General features: G+C 71.1%; 24 protein-coding genes. 12 read left to right on the top strand and 12 right to left on the bottom strand.

Features of this window, described 5'->3' with window-relative positions; genetic code table 11:
• Positions 1 to 47: 47 nt before the first annotated feature.
• From ACSBPH_RS10905 to ACSBPH_RS10890, 4 genes are all read right to left on the bottom strand, one after another.
• Positions 48 to 419, bottom strand: coding sequence for an SHOCT domain-containing protein (locus tag ACSBPH_RS10905; RefSeq protein WP_442574361.1), 372 nt, complete (start codon positions 417 to 419; stop codon positions 48 to 50).
• The gene (locus ACSBPH_RS10900; protein ID WP_442574360.1) at positions 416 to 898 is read right to left on the bottom strand and encodes a DUF6325 family protein; all 483 of its coding nucleotides are present in this window, start codon (positions 896 to 898) and stop codon (positions 416 to 418) included. Before ACSBPH_RS10900 ends, ACSBPH_RS10905 begins: the two co-directional genes overlap by 4 nt.
• 189 nt (positions 899 to 1,087) lie before the next feature.
• The gene (locus ACSBPH_RS10895) at positions 1,088 to 2,263 is read right to left on the bottom strand and encodes a lactonase family protein (RefSeq protein ID WP_442574359.1); all 1,176 of its coding nucleotides are present in this window, start codon (positions 2,261 to 2,263) and stop codon (positions 1,088 to 1,090) included.
• Between the two features lie 2 nt (positions 2,264 to 2,265).
• Positions 2,266 to 3,552: an adenylosuccinate synthase gene (locus tag ACSBPH_RS10890; RefSeq protein ID WP_442574358.1), complete on the bottom strand. Its 1,287-nt coding sequence runs from the start codon at positions 3,550 to 3,552 to the stop codon at positions 2,266 to 2,268.
• A 79-nt stretch (positions 3,553 to 3,631) separates the two neighbouring features.
• On the opposite strand from ACSBPH_RS10890, the gene ACSBPH_RS10885 reads away from it, so the two are divergent.
• From ACSBPH_RS10885 to ACSBPH_RS10855, 7 genes are all read left to right on the top strand, one after another.
• Positions 3,632 to 4,372 (top strand): Pr6Pr family membrane protein, encoded by a 741-nt coding sequence (locus ACSBPH_RS10885; protein WP_442574357.1) that lies wholly within the window; start codon positions 3,632 to 3,634, stop codon positions 4,370 to 4,372.
• A gap of 212 nt (positions 4,373 to 4,584) precedes the next feature.
• Positions 4,585 to 5,319, top strand: coding sequence for a Pr6Pr family membrane protein (locus tag ACSBPH_RS10880; protein ID WP_442574356.1), 735 nt, complete (start codon positions 4,585 to 4,587; stop codon positions 5,317 to 5,319).
• Between the two features lie 92 nt (positions 5,320 to 5,411).
• A complete protein-coding gene (gene argG / locus ACSBPH_RS10875) occupies positions 5,412 to 6,854 on the top strand; it encodes an argininosuccinate synthase (protein ID WP_442574355.1) in 1,443 nt (480 codons plus the stop codon).
• A gap of 48 nt (positions 6,855 to 6,902) precedes the next feature.
• Complete coding sequence (locus tag ACSBPH_RS10870) at positions 6,903 to 7,529, top strand: TetR/AcrR family transcriptional regulator (protein ID WP_442574354.1); 627 nt, start codon at positions 6,903 to 6,905, stop codon at positions 7,527 to 7,529.
• Positions 7,529 to 8,305, top strand: a complete 777-nt coding sequence (locus ACSBPH_RS10865) for a hypothetical protein (RefSeq protein WP_442574353.1) — start codon at positions 7,529 to 7,531, stop codon at positions 8,303 to 8,305. The genes ACSBPH_RS10870 and ACSBPH_RS10865 overlap by 1 nt, the downstream gene beginning before the upstream one ends.
• Positions 8,302 to 10,119, top strand: a complete 1,818-nt coding sequence (locus ACSBPH_RS10860) for a YhgE/Pip family protein (RefSeq protein WP_442574352.1) — start codon at positions 8,302 to 8,304, stop codon at positions 10,117 to 10,119. Before ACSBPH_RS10865 ends, ACSBPH_RS10860 begins: the two co-directional genes overlap by 4 nt.
• 159 nt (positions 10,120 to 10,278) lie before the next feature.
• Entirely contained in the window at positions 10,279 to 12,894 is a 2,616-nt protein-coding gene (locus ACSBPH_RS10855; RefSeq protein WP_442574351.1) for a penicillin acylase family protein, read from the top strand.
• Between the two features lie 40 nt (positions 12,895 to 12,934).
• Here ACSBPH_RS10855 and mnhG read toward each other — a convergent pair whose 3' ends face one another.
• The 7 genes from mnhG to ACSBPH_RS10820 all read right to left on the bottom strand — a co-directional run bounded on the left by mnhG (position 12,935) and on the right by ACSBPH_RS10820 (position 20,301).
• Positions 12,935 to 13,291, bottom strand: coding sequence for a monovalent cation/H(+) antiporter subunit G (gene mnhG, locus ACSBPH_RS10850; RefSeq protein WP_442574350.1), 357 nt, complete (start codon positions 13,289 to 13,291; stop codon positions 12,935 to 12,937).
• Positions 13,284 to 13,559 carry a monovalent cation/H+ antiporter complex subunit F gene (locus tag ACSBPH_RS10845; protein ID WP_442574349.1) on the bottom strand — a complete coding sequence of 92 codons (276 nt, stop codon included), beginning with the start codon at positions 13,557 to 13,559 and terminating at the stop codon, positions 13,284 to 13,286. Before ACSBPH_RS10845 ends, mnhG begins: the two co-directional genes overlap by 8 nt.
• Positions 13,556 to 14,128 (bottom strand): Na+/H+ antiporter subunit E, encoded by a 573-nt coding sequence (locus ACSBPH_RS10840; protein WP_442574348.1) that lies wholly within the window; start codon positions 14,126 to 14,128, stop codon positions 13,556 to 13,558. Before ACSBPH_RS10840 ends, ACSBPH_RS10845 begins: the two co-directional genes overlap by 4 nt.
• A complete protein-coding gene (locus tag ACSBPH_RS10835; RefSeq protein WP_442574347.1) occupies positions 14,125 to 15,681 on the bottom strand; it encodes a Na+/H+ antiporter subunit D in 1,557 nt (518 codons plus the stop codon). The genes ACSBPH_RS10840 and ACSBPH_RS10835 overlap by 4 nt, the downstream gene beginning before the upstream one ends.
• Positions 15,678 to 16,220: a Na(+)/H(+) antiporter subunit C gene (locus ACSBPH_RS10830; RefSeq protein WP_442574346.1), complete on the bottom strand. Its 543-nt coding sequence runs from the start codon at positions 16,218 to 16,220 to the stop codon at positions 15,678 to 15,680. The genes ACSBPH_RS10835 and ACSBPH_RS10830 overlap by 4 nt, the downstream gene beginning before the upstream one ends.
• The gene (locus ACSBPH_RS10825; RefSeq protein WP_442574345.1) at positions 16,217 to 19,150 is read right to left on the bottom strand and encodes a Na+/H+ antiporter subunit A; all 2,934 of its coding nucleotides are present in this window, start codon (positions 19,148 to 19,150) and stop codon (positions 16,217 to 16,219) included. The genes ACSBPH_RS10830 and ACSBPH_RS10825 overlap by 4 nt, the downstream gene beginning before the upstream one ends.
• A gap of 98 nt (positions 19,151 to 19,248) precedes the next feature.
• Complete coding sequence (locus ACSBPH_RS10820; protein WP_442574344.1) at positions 19,249 to 20,301, bottom strand: LacI family DNA-binding transcriptional regulator; 1,053 nt, start codon at positions 20,299 to 20,301, stop codon at positions 19,249 to 19,251.
• A gap of 82 nt (positions 20,302 to 20,383) precedes the next feature.
• Here ACSBPH_RS10820 and ACSBPH_RS10815 point away from each other — a divergent pair, with 82 nt between their 5' ends.
• The 5 genes from ACSBPH_RS10815 (at position 20,384) to ACSBPH_RS10795 (ending at position 26,496) form a co-directional block, all read left to right on the top strand.
• Positions 20,384 to 21,616: an MFS transporter gene (locus ACSBPH_RS10815; RefSeq protein ID WP_442574343.1), complete on the top strand. Its 1,233-nt coding sequence runs from the start codon at positions 20,384 to 20,386 to the stop codon at positions 21,614 to 21,616.
• Positions 21,617 to 21,655: 39 nt separating this feature from the next.
• Entirely contained in the window at positions 21,656 to 22,435 is a 780-nt protein-coding gene (nucS, locus tag ACSBPH_RS10810) for an endonuclease NucS (RefSeq protein ID WP_442574342.1), read from the top strand.
• Between the two features lie 89 nt (positions 22,436 to 22,524).
• On the top strand, positions 22,525 to 23,205 hold the full coding sequence (locus ACSBPH_RS10805) for an HAD hydrolase-like protein (RefSeq protein WP_442574341.1): 681 nt from the start codon (positions 22,525 to 22,527) through the stop codon (positions 23,203 to 23,205).
• Positions 23,198 to 24,463: a hypothetical protein gene (locus ACSBPH_RS10800; protein ID WP_442574340.1), complete on the top strand. Its 1,266-nt coding sequence runs from the start codon at positions 23,198 to 23,200 to the stop codon at positions 24,461 to 24,463. Before ACSBPH_RS10805 ends, ACSBPH_RS10800 begins: the two co-directional genes overlap by 8 nt.
• Positions 24,463 to 26,496 (top strand): bifunctional lysylphosphatidylglycerol flippase/synthetase MprF, encoded by a 2,034-nt coding sequence (locus ACSBPH_RS10795; RefSeq protein WP_442574339.1) that lies wholly within the window; start codon positions 24,463 to 24,465, stop codon positions 26,494 to 26,496. Before ACSBPH_RS10800 ends, ACSBPH_RS10795 begins: the two co-directional genes overlap by 1 nt.
• A 117-nt stretch (positions 26,497 to 26,613) precedes the next feature.
• On the opposite strand, the gene ACSBPH_RS10790 is transcribed toward ACSBPH_RS10795, so the two are convergent.
• On the bottom strand, positions 26,614 to 26,823 hold the full coding sequence (locus ACSBPH_RS10790; protein ID WP_442574338.1) for a cold-shock protein: 210 nt from the start codon (positions 26,821 to 26,823) through the stop codon (positions 26,614 to 26,616).
• Positions 26,824 to 26,830 lie beyond the last annotated feature (7 nt).

Genomic DNA, 26,830 nt, shown 5'->3' with positions numbered 1-26,830 from the left:
GGAGATGAGGACGCGGCGCCCCGTGGCGAGGTGGCCGGCCGGCGAGGTCAGCCGCCGAGCAGGCGGGCCTTCGCCGCCTCGAACTCGGCGTCGCTGAGCGCGCCGGCGTCTTTCAACGCCGACAGCTTCTGCAGCGACGCGACGATGTCTTCGCCGCCCCCGGCCGCGGGTGCGGCGGGAGCGGGTGCCGTCGGCGGCGGCGGCGCGTACGCCATCTGCTGCGCGACGGCCTGCTGCGCGGCGGCGTTCATGGCTGCCTGCTGCTGCGCGGCCTCGTACTGCTGCTGCTCGTACTGGTCCTGCGCCTTGCGCTGCTGGTGGTTGTTCATCGCCCCGTTGACGGCGGTCGCGGTGCCCGCGACGACGGCCGTGCGCGCCGCGAGCCCGACCAGGCCGGGGCGTCCCACTCTGCGGATCATTGCTTGTCTCCTTCGCTCACTGCGATCTGCTCGATCTCGTCGATGATCTCTTCGTCGACCTCGTCTTCGATGGCGTCGACGAGTGCGTTGACGACGGGCGCCGGAATACGCTCGGACGACAGCACGACGCCGCCGCTGGCGGCGAGGCTCGATGCCAGGCGGCGCGCGTAGACGAGCTCGAGCGCCACGACGGCGGCCGAGCCGCCCTCGGGGACGAGCTCGGCGAGCTCGGCGATGTCCTCCTCGCCCGTGATGCCCGACAGCACGAGATCGAGCGCCGCGTAGTCCTCGTCGTCGTCCTCGATCTCCACGACCGTGACCTCGCCGCCCTCGGACTTCGAGATCACGACGAAGTCGAGCACCCGGAGGATGCCGTCGTCGACGAGCTCGGCCAGCTCGGCGATCAGTCCCGGATCGGGCCGCTCCCCCTCGAGGCCGAGCAGAAACAGCTCGACCGGACCGTAACGGAATTCAGCCATGGTCTTCCCTTCTCACGTCGTGGGTCGACACGTGGTGAGCGATGGCCGCCGGCCCGGCGGGATCAGTCCCCCAGCGTCGATCTCAAGCTAATCCCGGGCCCTGGCAGGGGGTACCCCCGGAGGCCGGACGGTTGGCCGGATTCACCCCCTGAGGGCGAGGCGCGCGACTCGACGAGCCGCGGGAAGAATTCAGCGAGCGGCGAGAAGACAGGTCGGCGACGGAGCCGCGGAGCGGTGCCGCACGCGCCCCGGCACGCCGGTGCGCAGGTCGATTCCGAGCGAGGCGATGTCGTCGGAGAGCTGCCCTGCGACGAGCAGCGAGTCGCGCATGACGACGTGGTGACGAGGCCAGTGCACGCCGGCCTCGACGAGCGCGATGGGGCGGAGGTCGTTCCCCTCGCCCCGCACGCCGACGACGGCGATCGTGTCGCTTCCGCGCACTCCCGCGTAGAGGAAGGCGCCGTCGCGCGAAGGCGCAAGCTCTGCAGCGGTGTCGTCGGGAAGGATGCCTGCGCCCAGCGGCGTGCCCGCCACCAGGTGCCACGTGCCGGCCTCGTCGGGCGCGAGCGCGAAGATCTCGTGCGAGAGCTCGGTCACGACGTAGAGATGCCCGCTCGGGTGCCACACCATGTGCCGCGGGCCCGAGCCCTTCGGCAGCACGACATCCTGCAGGGGCACCAGGCCCGCCGGCCGTGCCCGCCAGACCCGCACGAGGTCCAGGCCCATGTCGGTCGTCGCGACGACGCCACCCGGGAGGAAGACGGCCTGGTGCGCGTGCGACGGACGCGCCCCGTCTTCCGCTGCGGGCGCCTCCCCGGCGGGCTCATGGTCATGATCCGGCACGAGGTGGGCGTACTCGTCGCCCGCCGCCTCGCGGAGGGCGCGCGCGGCCGCCGCGAGATCGAGGCCGCCTGCGACGGAGGTCGAAGACGCGCCGGGGCCGTACGGGTCGGTCGCGGCGGGGGCGACGACCGGCGCCGAGGGGCGGCCCGAGGCATCCGTCGTCATGCGGACGACGCGCCCGTCACCCCAGCAGCTCGCGACGATCGACGAGCCGTCGGGGGCCGCCGCGATGTGGCACACGGCCTCGCCCGCGGGAACGGGGGAGCCGAGCGGAGTGAAGGATGCCTCGCCGGTTCGCCGGAACGCCTGCACCGTGCCGGCGCCCTCGAGGGCGGCGTACACGACATCGAGGCGAGGATGGGCCGTGAGCCACGAGGGCGAGCCGTCCGCTCGGGCGGCGACGCCGGTGAATCCGAGCGAGCCTCCCGCGAGCGCGTCGTCGGGGGCGCCGGCATGCAGGACGCCGATGCCCGTCGCCGAGCCGTTCATGTCGGCGGTGTACCCGCCGAGCCAGAACCTCATCGTCAGTCGATGAGGTCGTGGCGGACCACGACCGCATCGCGCGCCGCGCCGACGCCGATGACCGAGATGCGCGTGCCGCTCATCCGCTCGAGCGCGAGCACGTAGTCCTGCGCCGCGGTCGGGAGGTCTTCGAACGTGCGCGCCGTCGAGATGTCTTCCGTCCAGCCGGGGAAGTACTCGAGGATCGGCCGCGCGTGGTGGAAGTCCGACTGGTTGACGGGCATCTCGTCGAACCGCTCGCCGTCGACGTCGTAGGCGACGCAGACCGGGATGCGCTCGAGCCCCGTCAGGATGTCGAGCTTGGTCAGCACGATGTCGGTGATGCCGTTGATGCGGGTCGCGTAGCGCGTGATCGGCGCGTCGTACCAGCCGACGCGGCGCGGACGGCCCGTCGTCGTGCCGAACTCGAAGCCGCGCGACCGGAGCCACTCGCCGTTCTCGTCGAAGAGCTCGGTGGGGAAGGGGCCGGAGCCCACGCGCGTCGTGTACGCCTTCGCGATGCCGACGATGCGGTCGAGGCGATTGGGGCCGACCCCCGAGCCGGTCGCGGCGCCGCCCGCCGTCGCCGACGACGACGTGACGAAGGGGTAGGTGCCGTGATCGACGTCGAGCATCGTCGCCTGGCCGCCCTCGAACACCACGACATCGCCCGCGTCGAGCGCGTCGTCCAGGAGCAGCGCCGTGTCGGCGACCATGGGACGCAGCCGCTCGGTGTACGACAGCAGGTCGTCGACGATCTCGTCGCACGTGATCGCGCGGCGGTTGAACACCTTCACCAGGAGGTGGTTCTTCTGGTCGAGGGCCCCCTCGACCTTCTGGCGGAGGATGTTCTCGTCGAAGAGGTCCTGTACGCGGATGCCGACGCGGTTGATCTTGTCGGCGTAGGCGGGACCGATGCCTCGCCCCGTCGTGCCGATCTGACGCTTGCCGAGGAAGCGCTCGGTGACCTTGTCGAGCGTGCGGTGGTACTGCGTGATGATGTGCGCGTTGGCGCTGATCTTCAGGCGCGAGGTGTCGACGCCGCGGGCGTGCAGCGCCTCGAGCTCGGCGAAGAGCACCTCGAGGTCGACCACGACGCCGTTGCCGATGACGGCGTTGACGCCGGGCGACAGGATGCCCGAGGGGAGCAGGTGCAGGGCGTACTTCTCGTCGCCGATGACGACGGTGTGGCCCGCGTTGTTGCCGCCGTTGAACTTGACGACCCAATCGGTGCGCTCACCGAGAAGATCGGTGGCCTTGCCCTTGCCCTCGTCTCCCCATTGGACTCCGACGATCACGATGCCAGGCATGGGCTCTCCCCCGTTCGTACCGGACGGTTACACCCCATCCTATCGGGGGTCCGGTTCGAGCCGTCGCTATCGTGAGCGCATGACCCGAACTCCTCGCTGGGCGCAGTCCTGGACGGTGGTGCGGGCGGTGGCCGCCGCCCTCATCGCCGCCGCAGTCATCGCGCAGGCGTCGCGCACGATCGGCGGCATGGTCGATGCAGGCGGCGACGTCTTCACGACCGTCGTCAACTTCTTCAGCTTCTTCACGATCCTCTCCAACGTCCTGTCGGTCGTCGCGCTGGGGTGGGCCGCGATCTGGTTCTGGACGAGGGGGCGCAGCCGCGAGATCCCCGAGCCCCGCTCGCTCGCCGTCGCCCTCGCCTGCGCCACGAGCTACATGATCGTGACGGGGATCGTCTACAACGTGCTGCTGCGCGGCATCCCGCTTCCGCAGGGGACGACCGTGCCGTGGTCGAACGAGGTGCTCCACGTCGTGGGCCCGATCGTCCTGCTCGCCGACCTCTTCCTCGGGCCGCGGCGCCGGCCCCTCCCCTGGCGGGCGATCGCCGAGGTGCTGGTGCTCCCCGTCGTATGGGTCGTCTACACCCTCGTCCGCGGGCCGCTCACGACGAATCCCAACACGGGCGAGCCGTACTGGTACCCGTATCCCTTCCTCAACCCGAACAGCTTCGCCGAGGGTTATGCGACCGTCGCCGTCTATGTCGTGGGCATCGCGATCGTCATCGCCCTCGCCGCCTGGCTGGTCGTCTGGGTCGGCCGCCGGCGTGGGATGGCGGCGGTGGGGGATGCCGCGGAAGACCGCGCCGCCGCCCTGATCTGAACGCCGACCAGCCCTTTCCCACGGCTTTGTAGGAACTGTCCTCCGAAGGGGGGACACGTTGTATGCCCCATACAAGGTCGACGCGTTCTGGACGTTCCAGACGCTGTGCTGCGCACGGAAATCGCCGATTCGGCCGCTGCACGCGAGTACACCTTTCCTCACTGGGGGGACGACACATCCACAGAGAAAGTGACAACGGAAAGGTCGTCGAAATGTATTGGGTCTGGTTCAGGATCGCGGCCGCGGCAACTGCCCTCTCGGGCGTCGTCGCCGGATTCGTGGTCAATGTCGACCGAGCCGCTCGGCAGCACGAGCAGCTCGGCGATGTCATGGCGAACTACTTCAGCCTCTTCACGATCGTCACGACGCTTCTCAGCGTCGTAGCGCTCGCCGTCGCCGCCAACTGGGCGGAGCGGCACCCCGGATCGTCGCCGGAACCACTGGGCATCGCGCTCAGCCTGGCCGTGGTGTCGGGTCCGATCTTCCTGCTCGGCATCGTCTACAACGCGCTGTTGAGGGGCCTCCCCTCGGCGGTCGCGCTGGGCGACTCCGCCGGGATCGCGCTGCTCGACAGGTACGCCGCCGAGGTGCTGCACGTCGTGATGCCGATCTACTTCGTGCTGGACCTGCTGCTGGCACCGCGCCGGCGGGCGCTTCCGTGGTGGAGTCTCGGCGTCATGGTCGGCTACCCCGTCGCGTGGATCACCTACACGATGGTGCGCGGCGAGCGCGTGGCCAACCCCGACGGCACGACGCCGTGGTGGTACCCGTACCCGTTCCTCGACCCGCACCTCGCGGGAGGGTACAAGGCGCCACTCCTCTATATAGGGGTCATGACGGCGGTCCTCCTCGGGATCGGCGCGATGATCGTCGCGATCGGGCGGTACCGCGCCCGCCGTGCGACGCGCAGCAGGCACCCGCGCACCCGCGGCGCTCTCATGGTGTGAGCGGGCTTCGCAGAGAGCGGACGGATGCCGCGGCCTCCAGGGGTCGCGGCATCCGTCCTGTTCCGAGCCGGCCGCTCACTAAACTCGGGGGTATGTCGAAGGTCCTCCAGTCCCTGCCCATCGGCGAACGCGTCGGCATCGCCTTCTCGGGAGGCCTGGACACCTCCGTGGCCGTCGCCTGGATGCGCGACAAGGGCGCCGTCCCCTGCACCTACACCGGTGACCTCGGTCAGCCCGACGAGGACGACATCGAGGCGATCCCCGGGCGCGCACTCGAGTACGGCGCCGAGGTCGCACGTCTCGTGGACTGCAAGACCGCGCTCGTCGAGGAGGGCTTCGTCGCCCTCGCGTGCGGCGCCTTCCACATCCGCTCGGGCGGCAAGACCTACTTCAACACGACGCCGCTCGGGCGTGCCGTCACCGGCACCCTGCTCGTCCGCGCCATGAAGGAGGACGGCGTCGACATCTGGGGCGACGGCTCGACCTACAAGGGCAACGACATCGAGCGGTTCTACCGCTACGGCCTGCTCGCGAACCCCGCGCTGCGCATCTACAAGCCGTGGCTCGACGCCGACTTCGTCACGGAGCTGGGCGGGCGCAAGGAGATGAGCGAGTGGCTCGTCGCGCACGGCTTCCCCTACCGCGACAGCGCCGAGAAGGCGTACTCGACCGACGCCAACATCTGGGGGGCGACGCACGAGGCGAAGACGCTCGAGCACCTCGACGTCTCGCTCGAGACCGTCGACCCCATCATGGGCGTGCGCTTCTGGGACGACGCGGTCGAGATCGCCCGCGAAGACGTCACGATCGCGTTCGAGGGCGGCCGCCCCCTCTCGATCAACGGGCGCGAGTTCGCCGATCCGGTCGAGCTCGTCTTCGAGGCCAACCGCATCGGCGGCAGGCACGGCCTGGGTATGAGCGATCAGATCGAGAACCGCATCATCGAGGCGAAGTCCCGCGGGATCTACGAGGCGCCCGGCATGGCGCTGCTGTTCATCGCGTACGAGCGGCTGGTCAACAGCATCCTGAACGAAGACACCCTCGCGACGTACCACGAGCAGGGGCGTCGCCTCGGCCGGCTCATGTACGAGGGCCGCTGGCTCGAGCCGCAGTCGCTCATGCTGCGCGAGTCGATCCAGAAGTGGGTGGGATCGACGATCACGGGCTCGGTCACGCTGCGCCTGCGCCGCGGCGACGACTACACGATTCTCGACACGGTCGCCGCCGGCATGTCGTACGCCCCCGAGAAGCTCTCGATGGAGCGCGTGGGCGATGCGGCCTTCGGTCCGACCGATCGCATCGGCCAGCTGACGATGCGCAACCTCGACATCGCCGATTCGCGCGCGCGCCTCGAGCAGTACGCGGGGCTGGGGCTCATCGGCGGTCCGACGGGCGCGCTCGTCGGGCGGGTCACCGCCGGCGAGGCCGACGAGATCACCGAGCCGGCGCTGCCGCTCGACGCTGCACAGGAGGCTCTCGCGGACGCGACGGATGCCGCAGCCGAGGGCGCCGCGTTCGACTCCGGAACCGACTGACGCCACGCTAAGTTGCACAGTTGTGTGCAACTTAGTACCCTGAGGTGAGTGAGCACACCCACCTCGGCTTCTCGCCGCCCTCGCCGGGACGCGATCGAGAACCGCGCCGACATCATCGCCGCCGCGACCGATCTCTTCGCGCGCGACCCCCACGCCTCGGTCGACGCGATCGCGCGCTCGGCCGGCCTGTCGCGACGCGCCCTCTACGGGCACTTCGACGACCGTGACGCGCTCGTCGGGGCCGTCGTCGCGATCGGCGCGCAGCGCTTCAACGCCATCGCGCTCACGATCGACGACGCCGATCCCCGCGTCGCGCTCGCACGCCTCGCATCGCTCCTGTGGCGCGAGGCGGCGCACGTGCAGGTCGCGGCGTCCATCGCGCTCGACGAGGCCCACGTGCACGACACCGCCGACGCCCTCGCCCCCGTCCGGCGCCGCGTCGCCGCCATCGTCCGCGAGGGTCAGGATGCCGGGGTGCTCCGCACCGACGTCTCGGCGCCGACCCTCGCACGCCTCGTCGAGGAGACGGCCCGCGCCGTCATCACACGGATGGATGCCTCGTCCTCCGAAGCCCGTTCCCTCGCCGTCCGCGCCGTCCTCGGCATCGCCGGCCTCTCGTGGACCGAAGCGCAGGCGCTCCTCGCCGAGCACCCCGACCTCCTCGAGGAGGTCTGATGCGCGTCGCGCTGACGGGCGTGTCGAAGGGTCGCGGCGGCATCGCGCTGCCCGACACGAGCGCCGAGTTCTCATCGGGGCGCGTCGTGCTCGCCGTCGCCGAGACGGAACAGCGTCCGACCCTCCTCGGCCTCATGGCATCTGGGCGCATGCGGCCCGACACGGGAGACGTGCTCATCGACGGGAGACGGGATGCCGCGGCCCTCCGCCGCCGCATCGCACTCGTGGACGCCCCCGACGTGTCCGACCCCGCGCCGACCGTGACGGTGGCGGGCATCGTCGCCGAAGAGCTCATGTTCGCGGGCCGGCGGTCGGATCCCGTCGCGGCGCTGCGATGGCTCGACGAGGCGGAGGCTCGAGACCTCGCGCGCGTGCCGATCGCCGACGTCGCGCCGCAGCGACGGCTGCGGCTCCTCCTCGAACTCGCGACGCTGCGGCGCGGCGTCGACGGGCTCGTTCTCGTCTCGCCCGATCGCCACGGCGGCGACCCGCGGGAGTGGTGGGCGCTCGCCCACGAGTACGCCGGGCGAGGGTTCGCGGTGCTCGTCGTCGCGGGCGAGGCATCGACAGCGGTGCTCGCCGAGGCGGACACCGCGCTGGAGCACGGCGCGGCCGCAGAGCAGGACGCGGCCGCAGAGCATGACGGGGCCGGAGCTTCCGGCGGGGCACGGCGCATCCGCCCGAGCCGCGTGCACCCGAGCCCGAGCCGCGTCCATGCGCGCCCGACTCGCGTGCGCCCGCACAGCGCCCTCGCCACGCCGGGAGGCCGGCCGTGAAGATCCCCGCCATGATCTCGGCGGAGCTCCGCCGCCTGACCGCGACACGCATGTCGATCATCGCCCTCGCCGCCCTCGTGCTCGTCCCGGTGCTCTACGGCGGGCTCTACCTCTGGGCCAACCAGGACCCGTACGGGCGCTTCGGCGAGATCCCGGTCGCCCTCGTCGAGGCAGACGCGGGGGTCGCGGCATCCGTCGACGAACCCGCCGCGAACTACGGCGACGACGTCGCCGCGAAGCTCCTCGACGGCCACGCCTTCGATTGGCAGGCCCTGTCAGAAGACGCCGCAGAACGCGCGCTCGCGGAGGGCGCCGTCGACTTCGTCGTGGTGATCCCGTCGAACTTCTCCGAGGCGCTCGCCTCGGCCGGGGGCGACGCGCCCCACCCCGCGACGATCCGGCTCGAGACCAACGACGCCAACAACTACCTCGCCTCGACGATCGGCTCGCAGGCCGTGGAGAAGATCCGCGCCTCGGTCGCCGAGCTCGTCGGCGAAGAGGCAGCAGAGCGCCTCCTCACCGGGATCGCCGACATCCGCGTGCAGCTCGTGGATGCCGCGTCCGGCGCCGCGCAGCTGGCCGACGGCGCGGCGCAGGCCTCCGACGGCGCCCAGCAGCTCCAGTCCGGCACCGCCGAGCTCGCCGACGGCACCGCGACGCTCGCGTCCGGCGCGCAGCAGGTCGCCGATGGCGCCCGGCAGGTCGCGGCCGGCACGCAGGCGATCGCCGCCTATGCCGATCGTGCGGGGTCGGCCGTTCAGGCCGTGACGAACGCCCTGCCGCAGGCGCGCGATGCCATCGCCGCCGACCTCGCCGCGCAGGGGCTCGATCAGGGGCAGATCGATGCCGTGCTCGCCGAGCTCGACCCCGTCGCCGACCGGCTCCGTCAGGGCGACCAGACGGTGCAGACCGCCGTCGGCAAGGTCGACGCCCTCGCGGCGGGTGCCGCGCAGGTCTCGACCGGCGCCGATCAGGTCGCGACCGGAGCGGACTCGGCCGCGAGCGGCGCAGCGCGGCTCCGCACCGGCGCCTCGGCCCTGGCCGACGGCCTCGGCACCCTCGCAGACGGCACGACGCAGCTGCGGGACGGCCTCGATGCAGGCGTCGCGGCGATCCCCGATTCGACCGCCGAGCTGCGCGCGCAGCAGGCGCGGACGATCTCCGACCCCGTCTCGATCGAATCGGGCAAGCTCGCGGCGGCGGCCGACTACGGCGCAGGGCTCGCCCCCTTCTTCGCGGCCCTCGCGGGGTGGATCGGCATCTACGCGCTGTTCCTCATCGTCAAGCCGATCTCGCGGCGGGCGGTCACGGCACTGCACTCCCCGGTGCGCGTCACGATGGCCGGCTGGCTCACCCCCGCGCTCCTCGGAGCGGTGCAGATGGCCATGCTCTTCGGCATCCTCGCGTTCGCGCTCGGCTTCGGCTTCGCCAAACCCCTCGGAACCCTCGGGGTCATGGTGCTCGCCTCGTTCACGTACGCGGCGGTCATCCTCGCGCTCAACGTCTGGCTCGGCTCTGTCGGGCAGTTCCTCGGGCTCGTGCTCATGGTCGTGCAGCTGGTGACGGCGGGCGGCACCTTCCCCTGGCAGACCCTGCCCGCTCCGCTCGGCACGCTCCACCAGGTGCTGCCGATGGGCTACGTCGTCGACGCGATGCGCCAGCTCATGTACGGCGGCGATCTGGCCCGCGTGGGGTCCGACGTCGCGGCGCTTCTCACCTGGATGCTCGGGGGCCTCGTGCTGGCCGCGATCGGCGTCACGCGCATGACGCACTTCCGCACGCTCCGCGATCTGCAGCCGAGCCTCATCGGCTGATAGCATACCGGATCGAACGCGCGCGAATACCTCCCGTGCGAGGCATCCGGGGTCCGTGCGGGATAGAGTGCGAAACAGTGTCTCGCGACCCGAAGCGTGGCACTGAGGATCACGCTCTCTGAGCCGCGGTCCCACGACGTGTTCCTAGGAAGTGCCTCGATGTCGAAGCCCGACTCCGGCCCCGTGCCGGTCCAGGCGGCGCGCAGGCGATCGGTCGGTCGTGTGATCGGCATGGTCGCCTTCGGCCTGGTCGCCCTCGTGCTCATGACGAGCGCCCTCGCGGCGGGATGGGGCGCGTGGACCGTGCAGCGCTCGTTCCCGCAGGTGAGCGGCGAGCTGTCGCTCGAGGGCCTCGACGGCGCCGTCACGGTGCAGCGCGATGAGCTCGGCATCCCGGTCATCACGGCGGGGGATTCGCACGACCTCTTCTTCGCGCAGGGGTACGTGCACGCGCAGGACCGGTTCTGGGAGATGGATCTCCGCCGCCACGTCACGAGCGGACGGCTCTCGGAGCTCTTCGGCTCCTCGCAGGTCGCGACCGACTCCTTCCTGCGCACGCTCGGGTGGCGCAAGGTCGCCGAGCAGGAGGTCGCGGCCCTCGATGCCCCGACGCGCAGCTACTACGAGTCGTACGCCGAGGGCGTCAACGCGTACCTCGCCGATCACCAAGGGGCCGATGCATCCGTCGAGTACGCGGTGCTCGGTCTTCAGAACCCCGGCTACGAGATCGAGCCGTGGACTCCCGCCGACTCGGTCGCGTGGCTGAAGGCGATGGCCTGGGACCTCCGCGACAACATCGTGTCGGAGACCCAGCGCGCCCTCATGGCGCCCGACTTCACGGCCGAGCAGATCGACGAGCTCTACCCCGGGTACCCGTACGACCGCAATCCCGTCATCGTGCCGAAGATCACACCGCCCCCCGAGGCTGCGGTCGCTCCGGCGAGCTTCTCGACGACGGATGCCTCGCCCTCCGCGCAGACGGCATCGCTCGAGTGGAGCCGGGTCGACGGCGTGCTGGAGGCCGTCTCGGAGCTCGTCGGCGATGCCGGCGAGGGCATCGGGTCGAACTCGTGGGTCGTCTCGGGAGACCTGACGGAGTCGGGGATGCCGCTCCTTGCCAACGACCCGCACCTCTCGGCGAGTCTTCCGAGCGTCTGGCACCAGATGGGCCTGCGTTGCGCGAAGGTCAGCGAGGAGTGCCCCTTCGACGTCGCCGGCTTCGGGTTCTCGGGGATGCCGGGCATCATCATCGGGCACAACGCCGACATCGCGTGGGGCTTCACCAACCTCACGACCGACGTGACCGACCTCTACCTCGAGAAGATCGGGGGCGACCAGTACTGGCGCGACGGCGCTCTCGTGCCGCTCGAGTCGCGCACCGAGACGATCCGGGTCGCCGGCGGCGACTCCGTGAAGCTCGACATCCGATCGACCGTGCACGGCCCTGTCATCTCGGGCGTCTCCGACGACTTCGCGGCGATCACGAAGGAGCCCTACACCGGCACCGCCGGCACGGTCTCACCGCCCGTCGGTCCGCCGACGGGCGAGTACGCCGTCGCACTGCAGTGGACGGCACTCGAGCCCGGGACCACGGCATCCGCCATCTTCGCGCTCAACGCGGCGAAGGACTTCGCGGACTTCCGCGACGCGGCGGCGCTGTTCGACGTGCCGGCGCAGAACCTCGTCTACGCCGACACGGCCGGCAACATCGGCTACCAGACACCGGGTCGCCTGCCGATCCGCGGGGCGGGCGACGGTTCGCTGCCGCAGCCGGGCTGGGATTCGTCGTACGACTGGAAGGGGTTCATCCCCGCGGCCGAGCTGCCGGTGTCGTACAACCCGCCAGAGGGCTACATCGTGACGGCGAACAACGCCATCACCGGCGCCGACTATCCCTATGCGCTCACGCGCGACTGGGACTACGGCTGGCGCGCGGCGCGCATCACGGAGCTCATCACGCGCAAGATCGCCCTCGGCCCGCTGACCGCCGACGACCTCCGCGACATCCAGGCCGACGACCAGTTCTGGATCGGCATCCGTCTCGCGTCCGCCTTCGACGACGTGAAGACGGGAAACACGAAGACGGATGCCGCACTCGAACTGCTGCGGTCGTGGGACGTGCAGAACGACGCCGACTCGGCGGCGGCGGCCTACGCGAATGCGCTGTGGGACGAGCTCGCGCGCAATCTCTTCGTGCGCGGGCGCGAAGTGGCCGCGCCGCTGTCGAACCAGGGCCGGCTCTTCCTCGTCGTCGACAAGATCCTCGACGATCCCGCCTCGCCGTGGTGGCAGAACCCGGGACTCGACGTGTCGTCGCGCGCCGCGATGCTCGAGCGCACCGCGGTGGGCGCGTACAAGCGTCTGGCGAAGCTGCAGGGCGACCGGCCCGACCGATGGAACTGGGGCGAACTGCACGCGCTGCCGCTTCGCAACGGCACCTTCGGCGAGTCCGGCGTTGCGCCGATCGAGTGGCTCTTCAATCGCGGGCCCTACCCCGTGTCGGGCGGCAGCTCGGTCGTGAACGCGACGGGGTGGGACCTCGGCTCGAGCTTCGCGACCATCACGGTGCCGTCGATGCGGATGATCGTCGACCTGTCCGACCTCGACGCGTCGCGGTGGAACCAGCTGACCGGCCAGAGCGGGCACACGTTCCACGAGAACTACGTCGACCAGACGCCGGCCTGGCAGCGCGTCGAGCTGACGCCGTGGGCGTTCTCGCCGAAGGCCGTCGATGCGGCGACGGTGCACACGCTGACGCTGGTCCCGGCCTCCTGAGCCGGCGGCGTCGCTCTCCCGCCGGGCCTGGCCGACCGGGTCAGCCGCCGGCCGCGGGAGGGGTCTCGCTCGACTCGGCGAGCTCGTCGACCCGGAGCGATGCGCGGTCGATCGTGCCGTTGCGGTACGCCTGCCGGCCCACCATGTGCGCCGACAGCGGTGCGGTGGCGAGCTGGATGAGCACGATCGGCACGAGGAACGCCACGACCGGCCACGACCGCAGCGACAGCGCGATCGCGGTGCAGATGAGGACGACGCCGAGCACCTGAGGCTTCGTCGCGGCGTGCAGCCGGCTCGGAACGTCGCGGAAGCGCACGAGGCCGATCGCCGCCGTGAGGCACAGCAGGGCCCCGATCAGCACGAGGACCAGCGCGATGGTGTCCAGGATGCTATCCATCTGCGTCCTGCCCGTCCCTGCGCGCGACCCAGCGCGCGATCGAGATCGACCCGAAGACGCCGACCGCCGCAATGATGAGCAGCACCGGCAGGGTGCGCGTGTGGTGGTTGATCGCCATGTCGGCGCCGAGGACGCACACGACGAGCGTCAGCAGCACATCGGCGGCCACGGCGCGATCGAGGATCGAGGGCCCCACGATGATCCGGTAGAGCGTCACGAGGGCCGAGGCGGCGAAGACGACGCTGATGGCGACGATGAGGATGTTCACGACGCCCCTCCCTCGCGCGCGGCCCGGATGCGGGCGACCTGGGCGCGCGAGCCGACGGCGCGCACGATCCGCTCCTCCCAGTGCAGCACGCTCTCGCGCTGCTTCTCGACGTCGCGGTCGCTGCTCACGCCGATGATGTGGAGGTAGAGGATCCGCCGGTCGCGATCGGTGTCGACGATGAGCGATCCGGGGATGAGGGATGCCGTGACCCCCGTGTGCGTCATGATCAGGTCGTCGTCGGTGCGAAGCGGCACCGCGATGATGGCGGTTCCGGGGAGGCGCCGGAAGTCGAGCACCTGCAGCGCGACGAGGATCGACCCGCGGATGAGGGCGAGGGCGAACTCGACGACGAACACGAGTCCCCACCAGAGGTTCACGCGTCCCGACAGCTCGACGGGCGGCAGCCGGAAGATGCGCGTCACGAAGACCGCCGCGACGACGCCGGTCACGAACGCGGTCACCGTGAACTGCCCCCAGAGGAGCATCCACAGCGCGACGAGCCAGACGAAGAACGGCAGCTGGCGCCACAGCTGCGTCGCGACCCGGCGCCTGGTCATCTGCGGGGTCATTGCCCCGCCTCCTCTTCCAGCTGCGAGATGCTCATGGGTTCGAGGAGCGCCGCGCCGATGCGCTCGCAGACGCCATACAGCGGTCCGGCGAAGACCGTCAGGGCCACCGTGACGATCACCATCCCGGTCGTCGCCGCCGTCATGATGCGCGGGATGACGCGGCGCTCGGTCTGGATGCCCGCGGCCGGCGCCCCGCCGAGGTACGAGATGCGCGACTCGGTCTCGGCCGAGTCCTCCTCTTCGCGCCAGAACGACAGGTTCCAGGCCCGCATGAGGGCGTAAAGGGTGAGAAGGCTCGTCACGATGCCGCCGACGATGAGCACCATCATGATCGGCGTCCCCACCTTGGCCGCCGCGTCGAAGAGGGCGAACTTGCCGATGAAGCCCGAGAAGGGCGGGAGCCCGCCGAGGTTCACGGCGGGGATGAAGTAGAGCACGGCGATGACGGGCGCCGCGCGCATGAGTCCCGTGACGCGCAGGATCGAAGTGCTCCCCGCGCGCCGCTCGACGAGTCCGACGGCGAGGAAGAGGGTCGTCTGCACCACGATGTGGTGGACCATGTAGTAGATCGTCGCGCCGATCGCGGCGGGCGTCGCGATCGCAAGCCCGAAGACCATGTAGCCGATGTGGCTCACGAGGGTGAACGACAGGATGCGCTTGAGCTCGGCCTGCGCGACCGCTCCGAGCACACCGACGATCATCGTCGCGAGCGCCACGATCATGAGCAGGGTGTTGACGTCGCTCTCGGCGAACAGCTGCGTCTCGGTGCGGATGAGCGCGTAGACGCCGACCTTCGTCAGCAGGCCCGCGAACACCGCCGTGACGGGCGCGGGCGCCGTCGGGTAGGAGTCCGGCAGCCAGAACGACAGCGGGAAGACGGCCGCCTTGATGCTGAAGGCGAGCAGCAGCATGAGGTGCAGCAGCAGCTGCGTGTCTTGCGGGAGCTCGGTCATGCGCTGCGAGATCTGCACCATGTTGACCGTGCCGAGCGCTCCGTAGATCATCGCGATCGATGCGAGGAAGAGGATCGACGAGACGAGCGACACGACGATGTAGACGACGCCCGTGCGGATGCGCGACTCGGTCGAGCCCAGCGTGATGAGCACGTACGACGCCACGAGGAGGATCTCGAACCCGACGTAGAGGTTGAAGAGATCTCCCGCGATGAACGCGTTGAAGATGCCCGCCGCGAGGATGAGGTACGACGGGTGGAAGATCGAGACGGGCGTGTCGTCGTCGCCGTCCGCCGCGCCCTGGCCGACCGAGAAGAGGAGGACGGCGAGCAGCACGACGCTGGAGACGACGACCAGGAGCGCCGCGAGCCGGTCGACGTAGAGGACGATCCCGAACGGGATGGGCCAGCCGCCGATCGAGACGGCGATCGGCTGGCCCCCGACATCCACCGTGTAGAGCAGGATCGACGCGATGACCAGCACGATCGTGAGGGTCGTGATCGAGACCGCGACCTGCGTCTTGCGGTGACGCCCCGCGATGAGGGCGATCGCCGCACCGAGGAGCGGCAGCGTCACGAGCAGGGGGACGAGGCCGCTCACGACCGGTCACCTCCCCGGTCGCTTCCCGGCCGCCGCGGCGCGGGCCGGTCGGTGGGAGCGTCGTCGACGAGGCCAGGAACATCGCGGCTGCCGAGCACCGTGATGGGCGACGTGTCGACGCCGATGAAGTCGGTCGTCGCGTCGTCGCCGCCGAGCTCGGCCTCGTCATCCATCGTCTCCTCGGCTCCGAGACTGCGCTCGCGCACCGCGATGTCGGTCTCGTCGTCGGTCACGGTGTCGGCCTGACCGAGCTGCCAGGAGCGGTAGATGAGGGCGAGGAGGAACGCCGACACGGCGAAGGTGATGACGATCGCCGTCAGCGTGAGGGCCTGCGGGAGCGGATCGGAGACCTCGCCCTCGGCGCCGTAGAACGGGGCCAGTCCCGGCTCTCCCATGACGACGAGCAGCAGGAGGTTCGCGGCGTTGCCGAGGAGGAGGAAGCCGATGAGCACGCGCGTGAGGCTGCGCTCGAGCATCGCGTACACGCCGCACGCGAAGAGCACCGCCATGATGACGATGAGGACGAGCGAGACGCTCACGAGCTCGCCCCCGAGCGGGCGGCCCGGAGCTCGAGCGCCTGCCGGTCGACCTCGGCGCCGAGGCTGCGCAGCACATCGAGCACGAGGCCGATCACGACGAGGTACACGCCGATGTCGAAGATGGTGGGGGTCACGAATTCGATGTGGCCGATCCAATCCAGGTTCGCCTCGAGGTAGGCGCTCTTGAGGGGCGGTGCGCCGACGATGAGCGGCACGACGGCGCATGAGACGGCGAGGGTCATCCCGACGCCGAGGAGGCGTCCGGCGTCGGTCGGGGCTGCCGCGCCGAGCTCGTAGCGGCCGCCCGCGACGTACCGCATGACGAGCGCCATGCCGGCGATGAGCCCGCCCGCGAAGCCGCCGCCGGGGAGGTTGTGTCCCGCCAGCAGGACGTAGAGCGACACGATGATGATCGTGTGGAAGAGGATCCGCACGATCACCTCGAGGATGATCGAGCGGTTCTCGGGCCGCACGCGCTGACCTCCGACCAGCCAGGCGCGGGGCCGGTGGCTGAGGTCGGCCGTCTGGGGCTCCACTCCGCCGTCCTCCGTCTCGACGAGCGGGCGGCGGGTGCGCGAAGCCGCGAACGGCAGGGGTGCCGTGAGCGACGAGAGCGTGTCGGCGCGATGCGTGACGAAGACGAGGGATGCCACGCCCGTCGCCGCGACGATGAGCACCGAGAGCTCGCCCATCGTGTCCCACCCGCGGAGGTCGACGAGGGCGACGTTGACGACGTTCTTGCCGTGGCCGAGCTCGTACGCGAGCGTCGGCCAGGACTTCGACACCGACTCGGCCGTGCGGGCGCCGGTCGCCACGATCGCGATGATCGCCATCGTGAGGCCCGTCGCGATGCCGAGCACCGCGCGGGCGACCGGGGCGACCGACGCGTTGTGCTCGCCCAGGCGCGAGGGGATGCGCCGGAGCACGAGCGCGAACGCGACGAGGGTCACCGTCTCGACGAGGATCTGCGTCAGCGCGAGGTCGGGCGCCCCGCTCGTGGCGAAGAGCACCACCATGCCGAGGCCCGTCACCGAGACCAGGACGACTCCGGTGTAGCGCTTGCGGGCGCGCGTCGCGACGATGCCCGCGATGATCATCACCGGTGCCACCAGCAGCTGCGCGGGCGTCTGATAGGCCTCGAGCTGGGCGCGCCACTCGTCGCCCGCGAGGAGGACCGTGCCCTCCGCTGCGATGAAGACGACGAAGATCGTGCCGACGTAGAGCGGCAGCGAGCCGCGCTGCGTGAGGCTCGTCGTCACGACCGAGAGGCGCGCGACGCCACGCAGCGTCAGGTTGTAGACCTCCGCCGCCGTGAAGGGGATGAGGCGGCGCGGCGAGCTGCTCCGGGTCACGGCGAACACGACGGCGCCCGCCACGATCGTCCCGAGCGAGATCCACAGCGCCGGTTCGAGGCCGTGCCAGAGCGCGAGGTGCGCCATGTGCTCGGGCGCCGGCACCCCGGGAGTCGCAGGGGGCGCCGTCTTCGCGTAGGGCACGAGCACGACGTCCAGGAGGGGCGCGAGGAACCCGAGCACGATCGTCAGTCCCGAGAGGATGACGGGGGCTGCGAGGAACCCCATCGGCGGGTCGGGCCACTGGGTGTCGGGGAGCCGCTCGCCCGCGACCGTCTTGGTCCAGAACGCGCCCCAGACGAAGCGGATGCCGTACGCGGCGGTGAGGACCGACCCGAGCACGACGCCCGCGAAGGCCACGATCCCCCACGCGGAGCCGGCGGAGGCCTCGTACAGGAGCGCCGTGATCGCGCCCTCTTTCGCGACGAAGCCGATCGTCGGGATGATGCCCGCCATCGAGGCGACGGCGATGACGGCGAAGGTGGCCATGACCGGCGCCTGCTTCGCGAGGCCGCTGAGCTCGCGGATGTCGCGCGTGGACAGCTGCCGGTCGATGACGCCGACGATGAGGAAGAGGCTCGACTTGAACAGGGCGTGACCGATGAGGAGGGCGAGGCCCGCGAGGGCCGCGTCCTGCGTGCCGAAGCCGAGGACGACGGTGAGAAGGCCCAGCTGGCTCACGGTGCCGAACGCGAGGATGCGCTTGAGGTCGGTTTCGCGCAGCGCCTGCCATCCGCCGAGGAGCATCGTGAAGACGCCGAGCGAGATGACGATCGGACGCCATGTCGGCGCGCCCGCGTAGACCGGCGCGAAGCGCGCGATGAGGTAGATGCCGGCCTTGACCATCGCCGCCGCGTGCAGGTACGCGCTCACGGGGGTGGGCGCGGCCATCGCACCGGGAAGCCAGAAGTGGAACGGGAAGATGGCCGACTTGCTCAAGGCTCCGACGAGGAGGAGCACGAGCGCCGCGTCGACGACGGGTCCGGTCGGCGCCTCGGCCAGGATCGTCGAGAGGCTCGACGTCCCCGCCTCCACGACGAGCAGCACGACTCCGATGAGCATGACCAGGCCGCCGAGCGATGTGACGAGCAGCGCCTGCAGCGCGGCACGCCGGCTCGCTCCACGTCGGTGGTAGTACCCGATGAGGAGGTACGACAGAACGCTCGTGACCTCCCAGAACATCACGAGCACGACGAGGTCGTCGGTGAGGACCAGCCCGTACATCGCGCCCGCGAAGGCGAGGAGGACCGCCGAGAACTGCCCCACGCCCTCGGTGCTCCCCCGGAAGTACCACCGGCAGTAGAGCATCACGAGAGCGCCGACGCCCGTCACGATGAGCGCCATGACCCAGCTCAGCGTGTCCATGCGCATCGAGAGCCGGATTCCGAGGGCCGGGATCCAGTCGTACGACTCGAACGGCGTACGCCCCGCGAGCACCGCGGAGGTCTGGAACGCGGCCTGCGCGAACGCGGCGATCGGCAGGAGAGCCGCGACGAAGAACGCGCGGGCGCCGATCCTCCCGACGAGCCACGGGAGCAGGAGAGGCATCACCGCGAACGCGCCGAGGAGGATGAGCATACGCGGCCTCCTCGGGGGTCGCGGCCAGAGGCGCGGGCGTTCGGGGTCGGTGCCAGTCTATCGGCGCGCAGGCAGCCGATTCCGGGCTGCCTCTCGGTTCAGGACGATACGGGCGCGGGTGCCGTCGTGTTCCCCTCGCGGAAGACGCAGGTGAAATTGATGGATGCCGCTTCCCCGCCCTGCAGCATCGCGACGACCGCCTGACCGGCCGCGCGACCCTTCTCCACGGTCGGCTGGACGATCGTGGTGAGCTCGTACGGAGCGAGGCCGTCGACGACGATGCCGTCGAACCCGGTCACGCTGACGTCTTCGGGAACACGCAGTCCCGCCTCCTCGGCGGCGCGCACGACGCCCGCCGCGAGGAGGTCGCTCTGGGCGAGCACCGCCGTCGGGCGGGACGCGGGATCGGCGAAGATCACGCGCCCGGCGGCGAGCCCCTCATCGATGAAGCTGCCGGGCGCGGCGTAGGCCGGGGCATCCGGGAACACGTCACGCGCCCCCTGCAGCCGATCGCGCGTGACGTCGACGGTGACGTCGTCCGCGGAGTCGATCCAGCCACCCGGCCAGCCGGTGCGGACGGGAAGGGTCACGAGGGCCACGCGTTCGTGGCCGAGCGCGCGCACGTGGCGTGCGGCCTGGCGCTGGGCCTCGCGGTTGTCGAGACCGACGCGGGGAACGTCTTCGCCCGCGTCGCCCTCGATGACGACGACCGGGATGCCTCGGGCCTTCACCGCCGCGAGCGACTCGCGCACGAGACCCGAGCAGCCGACGAGCACGGCTGCGTCGACCGGCGCCGTCGTGAGGGTGGGCGCACCGGTGTCGGCGGCCTGGTCGCGCAGCAGCAGGAGCCCCGCGCCGATGCCGGCGACGCTCTCGGTGAGGCCGTCCATCATGAGGATCTTGACCGGGTCCTGGAAGGCGCGCCCGAGGTGCTCCTCGAACACGACGCCCACGATCCCGGAGCGCCCTCGGCGCAGCGATGCCGCGCGCGGGTCGGGCCCGGTGTAGCCGAGCGACTGCGCCGCGGTGAGGACGCGCTTGCGCGTGGCATCCGACACCGGGGTCTTCCCGCTGAAGACCACGGAGGCCGTCGACGGCGAGACTCCCGCCTCGCGGGCGACGTCGGCGATCGTGGCGCGTCTGCTGCTCATGTCACCATCGATCGTACCGTGCCGTTTCGACGGGCGTCGAATCGATTCGATTTCACGAGCGGAACTCGATATCCTGTCCGCCATGGACACCGCGCTCTCCCGCTCGCAGATCGCCGCGTGGCGCGGTGCGATCTTCGCCATCTTCTTCGCGACGGGCCTCGGCTTCGCCACGTGGGCCTCGCGCGTTCCCGCCGTCAAGGCCAACCTCGGGGTCGACGACTTCGAGCTCGGCCTTCTCCTGTTCGCCCTGGGCGGCGCCTCCATCATCGGGCTCTCGCTCGCCAACGTCGTGCTCGCCCGCTGGGGCGCGCGGCGCGGCCTGTTGATGGGCCTCGGCGCATACGCCGTGGGCTTCGTCCTCGTCGGCCTTGGCGTCGACACCTTCGCGTCGTTCGCACTCGCCGCCGCGGGCCTGGCGATCCTCGGGATCGGCATGGGCGCGACCGACGTCATGATGAACGTCGAGGGCGCCGCCGTGGAGCAGGCGACGGGCAAGACGATCATGCCCCTCTTCCACGCCCTCTTCAGCCTCGGCACGGTCGCGGGAGCCGGGGTCGGCGTCGCGATGACGTTCTGGCACGTCGGCGTCGCACCGCACCTGTGGCTGCTCGGCGCCGTCGTCGTGGTCGGCGGCGCGATCGCCGTCGCCTTCGTCCCCGCCCGCGAGGCCACCGAAGACACGCAGGCCGACGCGCCGACCCGCCGCGAGCGCTTCGCCGCGATCCTCGCGGTGTGGCGCGACCCGCGCACCTACGCGATCGGCGCGATCATGCTCGGCATGGCCTTCGCCGAGGGCGGCGCCAACGACTGGCTCCCGCTCGCCGTCGTCGACGGTCACGACGGCACCGAGGCGCAGGGCGCGATCGCCCTCACCGTCTTCTCCGTCGCGATGACGGCGGTCCGCGCCCTCGGCGGTCCGCTCGTCGACCGCTTCGGCCGGGTGTGGACGCTCCGCATCCTCGCCGTCACCGCCGTGACGGGCCTCGTCGTCTTCATCCTCGCCCCGTCGTATACCGTCGCGCTCGTCGGCGTGGCCCTGTGGGGCATGGGAGCCTCGCTCGGCTTCCCGCTCGGCATGTCGGCAGCGGCCGACGATCCCACGAAGGCCGCGGCATCCGTCAGCGCAGCCGCCACGATCGGATACGTCGCATTCCTGTGCGGCCCGCCGATCCTCGGCTGGATCAGCCACCAGATCGGGCTGCTCCCGACACTCTGGATCCTCGTGGCGCTCATCGCGCTCTCGGGCTTCGCCTCGGGGGCGGCCAAGCCGATCGCCGGCTCGAAGGTCGGCGCGGGCCACCAGTCGTCCCACTGACCCGCCGGGGCACCCGGCGAGCGCGGCTAGGCTCATCGGGTGCGTCTTGTCATCGCCCGGTGCTCCGTCGATTACACGGGACGCCTCACCGCCCACCTGCCGCTCGCGACCCGTCTGCTCGTGCACAAGGGCGACGGCAGCCTGCTCGTGCACTCCGATGGCGGCTCGTACAAGCCGCTCAACTGGATGAGTCCTCCCTGCACCCTCACGGTGGAGACTCCGGATGCCGAGGCCGCCGAAGAGGGAGTCGTCGAGCTGTGGCGGGTCACCCACGCCAAGTCCGGAGACGCCCTGCTCGTGCGCATCCACGAGGTCATCCACGACACGACGCATGACCTCGGCGTCGACCCCGGCCTCATCAAGGACGGCGTCGAGGCCGACCTGCAGCGCCTCCTCGCCGAGCAGGTCGACGTCATCGGCGACGGCCTCGCGCTCGTCCGCCGCGAGTTCCCGACCGCGATCGGGCCCGTCGACCTCATGCTGCGCACCGTGACGGCCGGGGTCTCGGTCGAGATCGACGTGCCGCCCGGCGTCGAGGCCGACGTGCACGTCTCGGCCGCACCGGCCGGTCCCGCGCCGGCCCGCCACGTCGCCGTCGAGGTCAAGCGCCGCGCGGGCATCGACGCCGTCGAGCAGCTCACGCGCTACCTCGAGCTGCTCAACCGAGACCCGCATCTCGCGCCCGTCCGCGGCGTGCTCGCGGCGCAGAGCATCGCGCCGCAGGCGAAGACGCTCGCGGGCGACCGGGGCATCGACACGGTCGTGCTCGACTACGACGCCATGAAGGGTGTCCAGAGCGGCATCCCCACGCTCTTCTGAGCCGGGCGGCAACGCCCGACCCGCACGCCGGCCGGGCCACCCCGGCACCCGCAAGCCGGCCGCCGCCCCGCCACCCGTAGGCTGATGGCATGACGACCCGAACGCCGTGGACCTGTGTGCTCTGGGACGTCGACGGGACCATCGTGGACGCGTCCGACGGCATCCTCCGCCGCCTCACGATCACCCTCGAGCACTTCGGCCGGCGCGCGCCCACCCGCGCCGAGCTCGTCCACTGGATCGGGCCGCCGATGTACGAATCGTTCCAGACCAACGTCGGGATGACCTCCGACGAGTCGAGCGAGGCTGTCGCGTTCTACCGCCGGCTCGGCAAGGCCGACGGCTACACGACGGGCGCGAAGCTCTTCCCGGGGGTGGGCGAGCTCATCCAGGAGCTCGCCGACGACGGCATCCCCCAGGCGACGGCGAGCTCCAAGCCCGAGATCCAGGTGGACGCCCTCATGGACCACTTCGGCCTCGCGCCCTGCTTCACCTCGATCGTCGGCGCGACGCTGGATGAGCGCACGCTCAGTGCGAAGGCCGACATCGTCGCCGAAGCGCTGCGGCGCCTCGAGGCGGCCGGGGTCGACACCGACCGTCCCGTCCTCATCGGCGACCGCCACCACGACGTCGAGGGGGGCGCCGTCCACGGCGTGCCGGTGATCTTCGTGCGCTGGGGGTTCAGCTGGCCCCACGAAGCCGAGGGCGCCCAGGCCGCCGTCGACTCGGTCGACGAGCTCCGCTCCCTCCTCCTGGTCCACGCCGATGCCTGAAGCCGTCGCGAGCGCTCTGGGATGGATCATCCCGGCGCTCGTGGTGTTCGGCGTCACGGCCCTCGCCGTCGCCGTCACCGCCTGGGCGGTCCGGCGCGCGCGCCGGTCGCCGAAGCGCCGCACCGCCGCGATGGCCGATCGCGAACGAGCCGGCGCAGCCCTCGTGCGCCTCGACGACGCCGTCCAGGAGCTCGAGCTCGAGGTCGGGCTCTCCGGCGCCCTCTACGGCGGCGACGCCCCGACGTCGCTGCGCCGCGCCCGCCTCACGGCGCAGCACGTGCGCGACTCGTCGTTCGAGGAGTACCGCGCGTGCGGCGAGCCCGACGTGACGCCCGACGAGATCCGGCGGACGGCGGCCAGGATCGAGCGCCGCACCGCCGACGCCATCTCGCTCATCCAGCGGGCGCAGTCCGAGCACAGCGCGTGGATGCGCCAGAACGTCAGTGCCGCCGACCAGATCACGACCGAGAAGACCCGGCTCGCGGCCCTGCGCGAGTCGATGGGCGATCCGCGCCAGCTCGTCGAAGACCTCCGCTCGCGCTACGCGGCGGACGAGTGGAAGGATGCCGCGCGCGCCGGCGAAGCGGCGCTGGCCGAGGCCGATCAGGCCGAGCTCCTGCTCGCCCGGGCGGCCACGGAGGTCGAAGACCCCACCCGCACCGCCCTGGCCGATCTCGCGGCCGCCGAGCGCTCCCTCCGCCTCGCCGAGGCCGACGCCCGCACACTCGAAGAGACTCACCGCCTCGTGACGCAGGCGGCGCAGGCCGTGCCCGGCGAGTTCGCCTCGGCCCGCACGGCGATCCGGCAGGCCCTGGTGACCCGCGAGCAGCTCGAGCCCGCCGACGCCGCGCGGCTCGGCGCCGAGATCCGCGCCGTCACCGAGCAGCTGGACGCTCTGGAGACGGATGCCGCATCCCGCCCGACCCGGACGATCGACCGCATCGCACGCCTGCGCGACCGGCTCGACCTCGCCCTCGGCGACGCCCGCACCGCGCAGCAGCGTCTGCGCGGCGCGCGCACGGCCCTGCCCGGCACGCTGGCGGCCGCGCGCGGCGCCGTCGCGCAGGCCGAGGCATCCGTCGCCCACGCCCGCTCCGGCGCGCCCGCCCGGCTGCGGCTGCTCTCGGCGCAGCGCGAGCTCGCTGCCGCCCGGCAGGCGCAAGACCCTGTGGAGGCCCTCGACGCGGCGCGACGCGCGATGAGGGATGCCGAAGACGCCAAGGCCCTGGCAGACTTCGAGCGCACCGGAGGAATATGATGCGCAGCCTCGCCCGCGTCCCCGCGACGCTCACGCTCATCGTCGTGATCATCGCCGCGGGAATCGTGTGGCAGGGGCTGTGGCGGCCGTTCGCCGAGAGCCCGGTCTTCGAGGTCGTCGCGTACGGCCTCCCCGCGCTCAGCGAGGGGCGTTGGTGGACGCCGGTCACGGGCACCTTCTTCGTCGACCCGCCGTGGGTTTACATCCTCACGATCGCCGGCTTCGCGGGCATGGGGTATCTCGAGTTCCGGCGGGGCAGCCGTGTCGCCCTCCTCTACTTCACGATCGGGCAGCTGTTCGCCGTGCTCGCGTCGGCTCTCCTGCTGCTCGTGCTGTCGCAGACCCCGTGGGACTGGGCGCAGGAGCAGGCGCGCGTCCTCGACGTGGGCCCGTCCGGCGGCACGATGGCCTGCATCGCCGCCGCGATCGGCCTCCTCGCGCAGCCCTGGCGCGTGCGGGGCTGGCTCGTGCTTCTCGGCTTCGTGACCGTGACGCTTCTCTTCTGGGGCTCGCTGTCAGACCTCGAGCACGCCCTCGCCGTCCTGCTCATCCTCTTCGTCGACCGCTCGCTGCGCGTCAGGCGCACCACCATCCGGGAGCAGCGGCTCATCGCGTTCCTGGCGGCCCTCGCCCTCGGAGCCATCACGCTGCTCACCCTGCTCGTCCCGACCGACGGCCTCTTCGGAGCGACCGCACCCGTACAGGGACCGTGGCTGGATGCGATCCTCGACGTCGCCGTCGCCCTCTTCTTCGCCGACGGCCTGCGCCGCGGCCGCCGCTGGGCATGGGCGTGGACGGTCGGGTACGCGACCTTGAACGTCGCCGTCGCCCTCGCGCTCATCGCCCTCCTCGTGACGGGCGCGGGCGACCTGGAGACGGACTTCGGCGACTGGAGCGTCTCGGTCGCGACCTCGACCCTGTGGCTCTTCTTCCTCGTCTACCTGATCTGGGTGCGCGGGTCCTTCCGCGCGCGCCCGCGGGCCCGGCTCGGCGAGCCCCCGGCACCGACCACCGATGAGGTCGAAGACGAGATCCGGCGCTACGGCGGCGGAACGCTGTCATGGATGGCGACGTGGGACGGCAACGAGTATGCGCGCACGCGTCATGGACTGGTCGCCTACCAGCGGCGGTCCGGCGTCGCGATCGTGCTGGCCGACCCGCTCGGGCCCGAGGCATCCCGAGCCGCATCCGTCGCCGAGTTCATCGGAGCAGCCGAGCACGCGGGCCTGATCCCGTGCTTCTTCAGCGCCTGCGAAGCCACCCGGGCAGCCGTCCCCGCCGATTGGCGCAGTCTCGCCGTCGCCGACGACACGATCGTGGACCTCCCGGGCCTGACGTTCACCGGCAAGCGGTGGAACTCGGTGCGCACGTCGCTCAATCGCGCGGGGCGCGAAGACATGACGTTCCGGATGACGCGGCTCGCCGACGAGCCCTGGGGAATCCAGCAGCAACTCCGCGCGATCTCGGAGATCTGGGTCGGCGACAAGGGCCTCCCCGAAATGGGCTTCACGCTCGGGACGCTCGAAGAGGCGCGCGACCCCGAAGTGCGCATCGCCCTCGCCATCTCACCGAAGGGGGACGTCGACGGGTTCCTGTCATGGCTGCCCGTGTACGCCGGCGACGGGAAGGTGCGCGGCTGGACCCTCGACCTCATGCGCCGGCGGGAGGGCGGCTTCGGTCCGGTGATGGAGTACCTCATCGGTGCCTCGGCGCGATACTTCTCGGAGGAGGGCGCGCAGATCATGTCGCTCTCCGGGGCGCCCCTCACGCATCCGTACCCGGAGGATGCCGGGCCCCTCGCCGATCTGACCGACCGGCTGGCCGAGATCCTCGAACCGGTCTACGGCTTCCGGTCGCTGCACCGGTTCAAAGACAAGTTTCACCCGCGCTACGAGACGATGTATCTGCTCTTCCGCGATGAAGCCGACCTCACCCGCATCGTCGCGGGTCTCACGCGGGCGTTCCTCCCGGACGCGACGCTCCGCCAGTTCGCCAGCGCCGGGCTCGAGCTCGTCCGAAGCGACAAGGACTGAGCGGCGGCGGCGACGAACGGCCGTCCGGGCTCGCGCAGCGCGAAAGCCGCCGCACCCGCCCGAGCACGCCCGTGGAGGGCGGTGCGATACCGGCGGATGGGCGGCTGTGCGCGTGCGTTACGCGAGAGGGCGGATGTTCTCGGCCTGCAGACCCTTGGGGCCCTGCGCGACCTCGAACTCCACGCGCTGGTTCTCTTCGAGCGAGCGGTAGCCGCCGGCCTGGATGGCGGTGTAGTGCGCGAACACGTCCGCGCCACCATCATCCGGCGCGATGAAGCCGAAGCCCTTCTCCGAGTTGAACCACTTGACGGTGCCCTGCGTGCTCATGAAATGC

It is taken from the genome of Microbacterium sp. F51-2R (genome assembly GCF_052180235.1).
GTDB lineage: Bacteria > Actinomycetota > Actinomycetes > Actinomycetales > Microbacteriaceae > Microbacterium.
Note: the sequence above shows the minus strand (reverse complement) of the source record. Positions and strands in the feature narration are given on the sequence as shown.

Excerpts from the sequence above, each read along its gene's own strand:
- ACSBPH_RS10905 (WP_442574361.1), bottom strand. The coding sequence starts at position 419 with ATGATCCGCAGAGTGGGACGCCCCGGCCTGGTCGGGCTCGCGGCGCGC.
- ACSBPH_RS10900 (WP_442574360.1), bottom strand. The coding sequence starts at position 898 with ATGGCTGAATTCCGTTACGGTCCGGTCGAGCTGTTTCTGCTCGGCCTC.
- ACSBPH_RS10895 (WP_442574359.1), bottom strand. The coding sequence starts at position 2,263 with ATGAGGTTCTGGCTCGGCGGGTACACCGCCGACATGAACGGCTCGGCG.
- ACSBPH_RS10890 (WP_442574358.1), bottom strand. The coding sequence starts at position 3,552 with ATGCCTGGCATCGTGATCGTCGGAGTCCAATGGGGAGACGAGGGCAAG.
- ACSBPH_RS10885 (WP_442574357.1), top strand. The coding sequence starts at position 3,632 with ATGACCCGAACTCCTCGCTGGGCGCAGTCCTGGACGGTGGTGCGGGCG.
- ACSBPH_RS10880 (WP_442574356.1), top strand. The coding sequence starts at position 4,585 with ATGTATTGGGTCTGGTTCAGGATCGCGGCCGCGGCAACTGCCCTCTCG.
- argG (WP_442574355.1), top strand. The coding sequence starts at position 5,412 with ATGTCGAAGGTCCTCCAGTCCCTGCCCATCGGCGAACGCGTCGGCATC.
- ACSBPH_RS10865 (WP_442574353.1), top strand. The coding sequence starts at position 7,529 with ATGCGCGTCGCGCTGACGGGCGTGTCGAAGGGTCGCGGCGGCATCGCG.
- ACSBPH_RS10855 (WP_442574351.1), top strand. The coding sequence starts at position 10,279 with ATGTCGAAGCCCGACTCCGGCCCCGTGCCGGTCCAGGCGGCGCGCAGG.
- mnhG (WP_442574350.1), bottom strand. The coding sequence starts at position 13,291 with ATGGATAGCATCCTGGACACCATCGCGCTGGTCCTCGTGCTGATCGGG.
- ACSBPH_RS10840 (WP_442574348.1), bottom strand. The coding sequence starts at position 14,128 with ATGACCCCGCAGATGACCAGGCGCCGGGTCGCGACGCAGCTGTGGCGC.
- ACSBPH_RS10825 (WP_442574345.1), bottom strand. The coding sequence starts at position 19,150 with ATGCTCATCCTCCTCGGCGCGTTCGCGGTGATGCCTCTCCTGCTCCCG.
- ACSBPH_RS10820 (WP_442574344.1), bottom strand. The coding sequence starts at position 20,301 with ATGAGCAGCAGACGCGCCACGATCGCCGACGTCGCCCGCGAGGCGGGA.
- ACSBPH_RS10815 (WP_442574343.1), top strand. The coding sequence starts at position 20,384 with ATGGACACCGCGCTCTCCCGCTCGCAGATCGCCGCGTGGCGCGGTGCG.
- ACSBPH_RS10805 (WP_442574341.1), top strand. The coding sequence starts at position 22,525 with ATGACGACCCGAACGCCGTGGACCTGTGTGCTCTGGGACGTCGACGGG.
- ACSBPH_RS10800 (WP_442574340.1), top strand. The coding sequence starts at position 23,198 with ATGCCTGAAGCCGTCGCGAGCGCTCTGGGATGGATCATCCCGGCGCTC.
- ACSBPH_RS10795 (WP_442574339.1), top strand. The coding sequence starts at position 24,463 with ATGCGCAGCCTCGCCCGCGTCCCCGCGACGCTCACGCTCATCGTCGTG.
- ACSBPH_RS10790 (WP_442574338.1), bottom strand. The coding sequence starts at position 26,823 with ATGAGCACGCAGGGCACCGTCAAGTGGTTCAACTCGGAGAAGGGCTTC.